The following is a 7,298-nucleotide window of genomic DNA, read 5'->3' on the forward strand; positions in this document are numbered from 1 at the left end:
CTCGTCCACGGCCAGATGAAGGGCACTGAAAAGGACCGGGTGATGGCGCAGTTCGCCGCGCACGAGATCGGGCTGCTGGTCGCGACCACCGTGGTCGAGGTCGGCGTCGACGTGCCGGCCGCCACCATCATGGTGATCGAGAACGCCGAGCGGTTTGGACTTGCGCAACTGCACCAGCTCCGCGGGCGCATCGGGCGCGGCTCGGAAGCCTCGACCTGCCTGCTGCTCTACTCGGAGCCGCTCGGCGAGATGTCGAAGGCGCGGCTGAAGGTGATCCGCGAGACCACCGACGGCTTTCGCATCGCCGAGGAGGACCTGAAGCTGCGCGGCGAAGGCGACGTGCTGGGCGTGCGCCAGAGCGGCCTGCCCGGCTACCGTATCGCGCGCTCCGAAGTGCACGGCCAGCTGATCACGCAGGCCCGCGACGAGGCGCTGCGCATCATGAAGGACGATCCGAAGCTCAAGGGCGAGCGCGGCGAGGCGCTGCGGTGCCTGCTCTATCTCTATGAGCGCGATGAGGCGATCCCGCTGATCGGAGCGGGTTAGCTCGCGGCTCTTTGGCGTCCGACTTCATAGGCCGCCACATGCGCGCGGGCGAGATCCAGCAAGGGCGTGTCGATGCCCAGCGTACGGGCCCGATTGGCCATATCGCCGAGGATATGTTCTGCCTCGGTGATCGAACCGCGTTCGATGTCCCGCAGCATCGAGGCCTTGAGCGGCGAGTCCAGGGTCGTGAAAAGCTTTCGGTCAAACTCGATGAACGGAGCGCGCGGCTCGAACCCCGAAGCCGTCGCAACGGTGCAGCATTCCGCGAATAACCGAAAAATGGACTGTTCGCCGTTCGGCACGGCCAAAATGTCTCCGATACTCGCGCGCATCAGGCAGGTGATGCCGGCCAGCGTGCTGAGCTGGACGAACTTCTCCCACATGTCCTGCATGATCGCTTCGCTGGCGCGCACATCAATACCCGAGACCTGGAGCAGCGCCTCCAACGCGAGCGCACGCTCGCTCAACGAACCCTTGATCTCGCCGAAGACGATCGTCTGATTGGCCATGAACTGAACGACACGACCATCCGCATCGAGGCCGGCACTGACGTTCGCCAACCCGCCGAGAACGCGCGTCGCGCCGAACCGCGCGGTCAGAGCGTCGATATGTTTCAACCCGTTGAGTATCGGCAAAATCATCGTGTTGGCGCCAACTGCCGGGGCAAACTGGGCCATCGCATCGTCGAGCGAATAGGATTTCACCCCGACGAGCACGACGTCGAACGGCTCCTTGAGATCATTTGCCAGGATGATCTTCGGCTGCACGGCAAAGTCACCATGCGGGCTCACGACCTGCAATCCATTCCGCCGCAAATGCTCGGCCCGCCCGGACCGCACCAGAAAGGTCACGTCGCCGCCGGCTCGGACCAGGCAAGCTCCGTAATAGCCTCCGAGCGCTCCCGCGCCGATCACCAGCACTCTCATTCGAACTCCCGTTGCAGAAGAACTGCTTCCGCACAGACAATAACAGATGAGCCTCGCAATGACGACGTGGACAGAGCCGTTTCAGAAGACCTACCCTTTCGCCGCGGTCGACTTCATGCAACCTTGCGGCGATGCGCCGGATCATCGTCGTTGGCTGCCAGGGAAGCGGAAAGACGAGCCTCGCCCTGAAGCTCGGGCAAAAGCTCGCGCTGCCGGTGGTGCATCTCGACGTGCTCTACTGGCGGCCGGGCTGGAAGCCGTCCGACAAGCCGAGCTTTCGGACACGCGTCACTGAAGCGATCGCGGGCGATGAATGGGTCGTTGATGGCAGCTTCTCGGGGCTTGCCTTCGATCTCACGCTCGCGCGCGCTGATACGCTGGTCGTGATCGACCGCCCGCGCTGGCTCTGCCAATGGCGCATTCTCTGGCGTTCRGCTTTCGATCGCGACAAGACGCGGCCCGACCTGCCCGAGGCGTGCCCGGAACAGTTCGACTGGAAATTGATGCGGGAGGCGTGGCGCTACGACACGGAACGCGTGCCTGTCATCGAGGCCGAGCGTGGTCAGTATGGCGCGGACGTCCCGGTCGTGCGGCTCGCAAGCGACCGGGACATCCAATGTTTCCTGGATTCAGTTCTGGTGCATGGCAAGTGATCCATTGCCGTGACGTCAGACCGGACGACTAGGCCTTCTTCTGCGCGATGCTCGCCGCAAATGCCTTCATCAGCCCGGCATCCACCGCCTCGCCGTTCGCGTCCTCGGCAAGGTGCTCGAACCACCGCGCAAAACCCTCGTAGATCTGGGCGGCTGGATGGTCGGCGCCAAGAAAGCCGGAAATCTCGCGCATCTCCGCGACCCAGCGATAGGCTTTTGGAAGCATGTCCGGCAGCGCCACTTCGAGCCGCGCCAGAATCGCGGGCTGGCTCAATGCGAGCTCGTCGCGCAGCGCATCGGCCGCGCCGGCCTTGGTTGCCGCGATCACCATGGCCGAGCCGATGCCGGCAAGGCCCTTGACGATGCCGGCATAGGACATCTTGAGCGCCGAGGCTGCGCCGACCGGGCCTTCGACGATGCGCACGTCGAGACCGAAATCCTTCAGAACCGCGGCATCCCTGGCGTACTCGCCGGACATGTAGAAGGCCGGGCTCTTGCCGCCGGGCTGCGGCGGGAAGCCGATGATGCCGCCATCCACGAACGGCGCCTGTGCCGAGCCGATGATCTCCTCGATCCGTTGTACGGTATCGACGTTGACCGCGTTGCAATCGACCACGAGCGGCTTCTTCGCGCGCCGGACGATCAGCGCGGCCAGGCGTTCGGCCAAAGCCACGGCTTCGCCCGGCGGCACAATCGAGAGGATGATGTCGGCGTCCGCAATCGCGTCGTCCTCGGCGCCGACCATGCCGGCATCCGCCGCGCGTTTCAGCGTCGCCTCGCTGCGCCCCTTCAACGACGTCAAGACGCGCGCGCCGTTTTCGCTGAGGCGGCGGGCCACGGCGCTGCCCATGGCGCCGGGTGCGAGGATCGCAATGGTTTTGGACATCGTGCACTCCAGGTCGAAGTTCAACCGGGAGATTAGCAGAGGACGAAAGTGCTTGGGTGAATGCGGCCATCCGAAACGGGAATGGCCCTACTCCACCTTCGCAGGCTGGGGCTTGAGCGCCGCCGCATTGGCGATGCGGGCGGCGTTCGCCATGCCGGCGAGCGCCGCGGCCTTCTTCGGGTCGGGCGCCGCGCCCGGCTGCACCACGCCGGCCGACATGATCAGCGTTGCGGCGTCCTCGGTGCTCATGTCGACCTCGACGATCTTGCTCTTGGGCACGTAGAAGAAGAAGCCGGTGGTCGGGTTCGGCGAGCACGGCAGGAACACCGAGACGTGCTCCTCCTGCCCCGGCAGGCTGCGCGCGACCTCTTCGTTCGGCGACTGCGAGATCAGCACGATCGACCACATGCCCGGCGAGGGAAACTCGACCAGGCCGACCTTCCGGAAGCTCGAGCCCTTGCCCGAGAACAGCGTCTCGAACACCTGCTTCAAGCCGCGATAGATGGCGCGCACGGCCGGGATCCGGCCGAGAAAGGTCTCGCCGATATCGACCAGCGTCCGGCCGATCAGGTTGGCCGCGAGGAATCCGACCAGCGTCAGCGTGAAGAATGCGACAATCAGTCCCCAACCGGGAACGACATACGGCAAATAGGTTTCGGGCCGGTAGGCCAACGGCACGAAGGGGCGCACTACGCCATCGACCCAGGTGACGAACCACCATACCAGATACAGGGTGATCGCAATCGGCCCCGTCACCACGAGGCCGGTGAGAAAATAATTGCGAAAGCGGCCCATCAGGCCGGTATGAGGTTCCGGGATGGGATCAAGCGGCGCAGGCGCGTCGTCGCGGGGGGTCATTCGGGTTCCAGGTCGGTCGCTTCGGTCCAAGCTAGGGTCTTCTAGCAGGTTTTGGAAGAGCGCGGCCTGATCCTTCTGCCTATTCCACGGTCACTGATTTCGCGAGGTTGCGCGGCTGGTCGACGTCGGTGCCCATGATAACAGCCGTATGATAGGCAAGCAGCTGCACGGGGACGGCATAAACCATCGGCGTGAACGCCGCCGCCATGTCGGGCATGACGATGGTGACGAGTGATTCGACGGTCGCCTCCGCCGCGCCCTTGGCATCGGTCATCAGGATGATGTTGCCGCCGCGGGCGGCGACCTCCTGCATGTTCGAGACGGTCTTTTCGAACACCCGGTCGTAAGGCGCGATGACGACGACCGGCATGGTCTCGTCGATCAGCGCGATCGGGCCGTGCTTGAGCTCGCCGGCGGCATAGCCTTCGGCGTGGATGTAGGAGATTTCCTTCAGCTTCAGCGCGCCCTCGAGCGCGAGCGGAAAGCTGGTGCCGCGGCCGAGATAGAGCACGTCGCGCGACTTCGCGATCTCGCGCGCGAGCTTCTCGATCTGGAGCTCGGTGGTGAGCGCGGCCGCCATCAGGCGCGGAATCTCGACGAGGCCGTGGACCAGCTTGGTCTCGTCCGCCTCGGACAATTCGCCGCGCCCCCTGCCGGCCGCGATTGCAAGATTTGCCAGCACCATGAGCTGGCAGGTGAAGGCCTTGGTCGAGGCAACGCCGATCTCGGGCCCGGCGAGCGTTGGCAGCACGGTCTCGCTCTCGCGCGCGATCGTCGAGGTCGGCACGTTGACGACGGCCACCGTATGCACGCCCTGATCCTTGGCGTAGCGCAGCGCCGCCAGGGTGTCGGCGGTCTCGCCCGATTGCGAGATGAAGATCGCCAGATCGCCCTTGCGCAAGGGCGCCTCGCGATAGCGGAATTCGGAGGCGACATCGACCTCGACCGGCACGCGCGCAAAGCGCTCGAACCAGTATTTTGCGACGAAGCCGGCATAGCTCGCGGTGCCGCAGGCGGTGATGTTGATGCGCTGGATGGTCTTGAAGTCAAACGGCAGCTTGACCGGCAGCGAGACGCGCTCGGTCGCCATGTCGACATAGCGCGCCAGGGTGTGGCCGACCACTTCCGGCTGCTCGTGGATCTCCTTCGCCATGAAGTGGCGGTAGTTGGCCTTGTCGACCAGCGAGGTCGAGGCGGCGTGCTTGATCTTGTCGCGCTGGAYGGTGTGGCCGCCCTTGTCGAAGATATCAGCGCTGGTGTGAGTCAGGACGACCCAGTCGCCATCCTCGAGATAGCTGATCGTGTCGGTGAACGGGCCGAGCGCGATGGCGTCGGAGCCGAGATACATCTCGCCGTTGCCATAGCCGATCGCGAGCGGCGGGCCGTTGCGGGCGCCGATCATCAGATCGTCCTCGCCGGCGAAGATGAAGCCGAGCGCGAAGGCGCCGCGCAGCCGCGCCAGCGTCAGCTTCACCGCTTCGACGGGCTTGTTGCCGCGCGTCAGCAGATCGTCGACGAGATGCAGCACGATCTCGGTGTCGGTCTCGGTGTGGAACACCGTGCCCTTCTTCTCGAGCTCCTCGCGCAGCTCGCGGAAATTCTCGATGATGCCGTTGTGGACGACGGCGACGCGCTCGGTCGCATGCGGGTGGGCGTTGTGCACGGTCGGTTTGCCGTGGGTGGCCCAGCGGGTGTGACCGATGCCGGTGGTGCCCTTCAGCGGCTCGGCTTCCAGCCGCTTCTCCAGATTCTTCAGCTTGCCCTCGGCGCGGCGGCGCTCGAGATGCTTGCCTTCGAGCGTGGCGACGCCCGCGGAGTCATAACCGCGATATTCGAGACGTTTGAGCGAATCCACCAATTGCTCTGCAACCGGCTCGCGCCCGAGAATGCCGACAATCCCGCACATGCGGATCAATATCCCCCAAATCGTCGAAAAATCGCCTAAACGACGCGCTCGGTTTCTATCGAAGTTCGCAACGAACCGGATACTCAACAATTATTGCGGATTGCGACAGCACCAAATGGTGGTAGCCCTAACGTGCGTCGATTTGGCCGGCCTTTAACCCCGCACATTAACTCGCTGTCAATAAATTTGGCCAACGATTCCCATCAAGGAGATCAAGGCCATGAAAGGCTCGTCCGACCGCAAAGGTCTGTCATCGAGGTATATGAGCGCCAGCGAGACCTCGGGCACGCACCTCGCCCACTGGCCGCCACCCCAGCGCGGCAGGGAAAACAAGCCCGTCTTCGTCAAGCACGCCGCCGGCGAACCGGCCAAGCGTGCCAAGCCGCGCGGCTGGCGCCTGACCCGCGCGATCTTCTCGGAATTCTCCGACGACCAATAGCGGAAGGCCCTACCACCCCAGCACCAGGGCAAACACCAGGAAAACGACGAACGCCCAGAACGCCAGTCCGGTGAACARCGACGCGATCTCGTTTGGGCGGCGCTCGCCGAACTGTTCCAGCACCCATTGTCCCGGCGGCGTGATGACGCGCTTGACGAGGAATGCGATCATATCGTCGATGAAGTCGTCGTCCACGAGCGCAGCCCTAACAGCACCGATCAGGGGCCGGCACGCGGCTGCTCATTTCTCCGGCTTCTTGCCGCCGGTCTTCAGCTCGCGATAGCGCGTAGCGCCGCCTTCGCGGATGGTCTGCTGATTGCGCTCCAGCGCCATCGCATCGTCGGGCACGTCGCGCGTGATCACCGAGCCCGAACCGATATAGGCGCCATTGCCGATCTTCACCGGAGCCACCAGCGAGGAATTGGTGCCGACGAAAGCGCCCTTCCCGATGATGGTCTTGTGCTTCTTGAAGCCATCGTAGTTGCAGGTGATGGTGCCGGCGCCGATGTTGGAATTGGCGCCGACGGTGGCGTCGCCGATGTAGGAGAGATGGTTGACCTTGACGCCGGCCTCCAGCGTCGCCGCCTTGGTCTCCACGAAATTGCCGATGCGCGCGCCGTCGCCGAGCGAGGTGCCGGGCCTGAGCCGCGCATAGGGGCCGATCGAGACGTTCTTGCCGAGCTTGGTCTCGACGATGTGCGAGAACGAGTGGATCACGGTGCCGTCGGCGATCGACACGCCGGGGCCGATCACCACGAACGGCTCGATGGTCACGTCCTTGCCGAACACGGTATCGGCGGCGAGATATACGGTCTCGGGCGCGATCAGCGTGACGCCGGCCTCCATCGCGGCCTTGCGCAGCCGCGCCTGCATCACGGCTTCCGCTTCCGCTAGCTGCGCCTTGGTGTTGATGCCGCGCACCTCGTCCTCGCTGGTCTCGATCACCACGGACTCCCATCCCTGTTCGCGGACGATACCGACCGCATCCGTCAGATAATATTCGCCCTTGGAATTGGCATTGCCGATCCGCTCGAGGATCGCGAGCGCGCGGCGCCCGTCGATCGCCATCACGCCGGCATTGCAC

At 64.4% G+C, this 7,298-nt stretch carries 9 protein-coding genes; 3 read left to right on the forward strand and 6 right to left on the reverse strand.

Features of this window, described 5'->3' with window-relative positions:
• Positions 1 to 546 (forward strand): helicase-related protein (locus ACXJL8_RS28410; RefSeq protein ID WP_456685989.1); only part of this gene is annotated, 546 nt, incomplete at its 5' end.
• Here the strand turns inward: ACXJL8_RS28410 and panE are convergent.
• The gene (gene panE / locus ACXJL8_RS28415; protein ID WP_456618946.1) at positions 543 to 1,472 is read right to left on the reverse strand and encodes a 2-dehydropantoate 2-reductase; all 930 of its coding nucleotides are present in this window, start codon (positions 1,470 to 1,472) and stop codon (positions 543 to 545) included. The genes ACXJL8_RS28410 and panE overlap by 4 nt on opposite strands.
• A 131-nt stretch (positions 1,473 to 1,603) precedes the next feature.
• Between panE and ACXJL8_RS28420 the strand changes: the two genes are divergently transcribed.
• Positions 1,604 to 2,125, forward strand: coding sequence for an AAA family ATPase (locus ACXJL8_RS28420; RefSeq protein WP_456618945.1), 522 nt, complete (start codon positions 1,604 to 1,606; stop codon positions 2,123 to 2,125).
• Positions 2,126 to 2,153: 28 nt separating this feature from the next.
• On the opposite strand, the gene ACXJL8_RS28425 is transcribed toward ACXJL8_RS28420, so the two are convergent.
• The 3 genes from ACXJL8_RS28425 to glmS form a co-directional block, all read right to left on the reverse strand.
• Positions 2,154 to 3,011 carry a DUF1932 domain-containing protein gene (locus tag ACXJL8_RS28425; protein ID WP_456618944.1) on the reverse strand — a complete coding sequence of 286 codons (858 nt, stop codon included), beginning with the start codon at positions 3,009 to 3,011 and terminating at the stop codon, positions 2,154 to 2,156.
• A gap of 87 nt (positions 3,012 to 3,098) precedes the next feature.
• Positions 3,099 to 3,869, reverse strand: coding sequence for a DUF502 domain-containing protein (locus ACXJL8_RS28430; protein WP_456618943.1), 771 nt, complete (start codon positions 3,867 to 3,869; stop codon positions 3,099 to 3,101).
• Positions 3,870 to 3,948: 79 nt separating this feature from the next.
• Positions 3,949 to 5,775 carry a glutamine--fructose-6-phosphate transaminase (isomerizing) gene (glmS, locus tag ACXJL8_RS28435; RefSeq protein ID WP_456685990.1) on the reverse strand — a complete coding sequence of 609 codons (1,827 nt, stop codon included), beginning with the start codon at positions 5,773 to 5,775 and terminating at the stop codon, positions 3,949 to 3,951.
• 220 nt (positions 5,776 to 5,995) lie between these two features.
• On the opposite strand from glmS, the gene ACXJL8_RS28440 reads away from it, so the two are divergent.
• Complete coding sequence (locus tag ACXJL8_RS28440; protein WP_456618941.1) at positions 5,996 to 6,214, forward strand: hypothetical protein; 219 nt, start codon at positions 5,996 to 5,998, stop codon at positions 6,212 to 6,214.
• A 9-nt stretch (positions 6,215 to 6,223) separates the two neighbouring features.
• Here ACXJL8_RS28440 and ACXJL8_RS28445 read toward each other — a convergent pair whose 3' ends face one another.
• Together ACXJL8_RS28445 and ACXJL8_RS28450 are read right to left on the reverse strand one after the other, a co-directional pair.
• A complete protein-coding gene (locus ACXJL8_RS28445) occupies positions 6,224 to 6,409 on the reverse strand; it encodes a hypothetical protein (protein ID WP_456618940.1) in 186 nt (61 codons plus the stop codon).
• Between the two features lie 45 nt (positions 6,410 to 6,454).
• Positions 6,455 to 7,298 (reverse strand): DapH/DapD/GlmU-related protein (locus ACXJL8_RS28450; RefSeq protein ID WP_456685991.1); only part of this gene is annotated, 844 nt, incomplete at its 5' end.

It is taken from the genome of Bradyrhizobium sp. P5_C11_2, assembly GCF_054049755.1.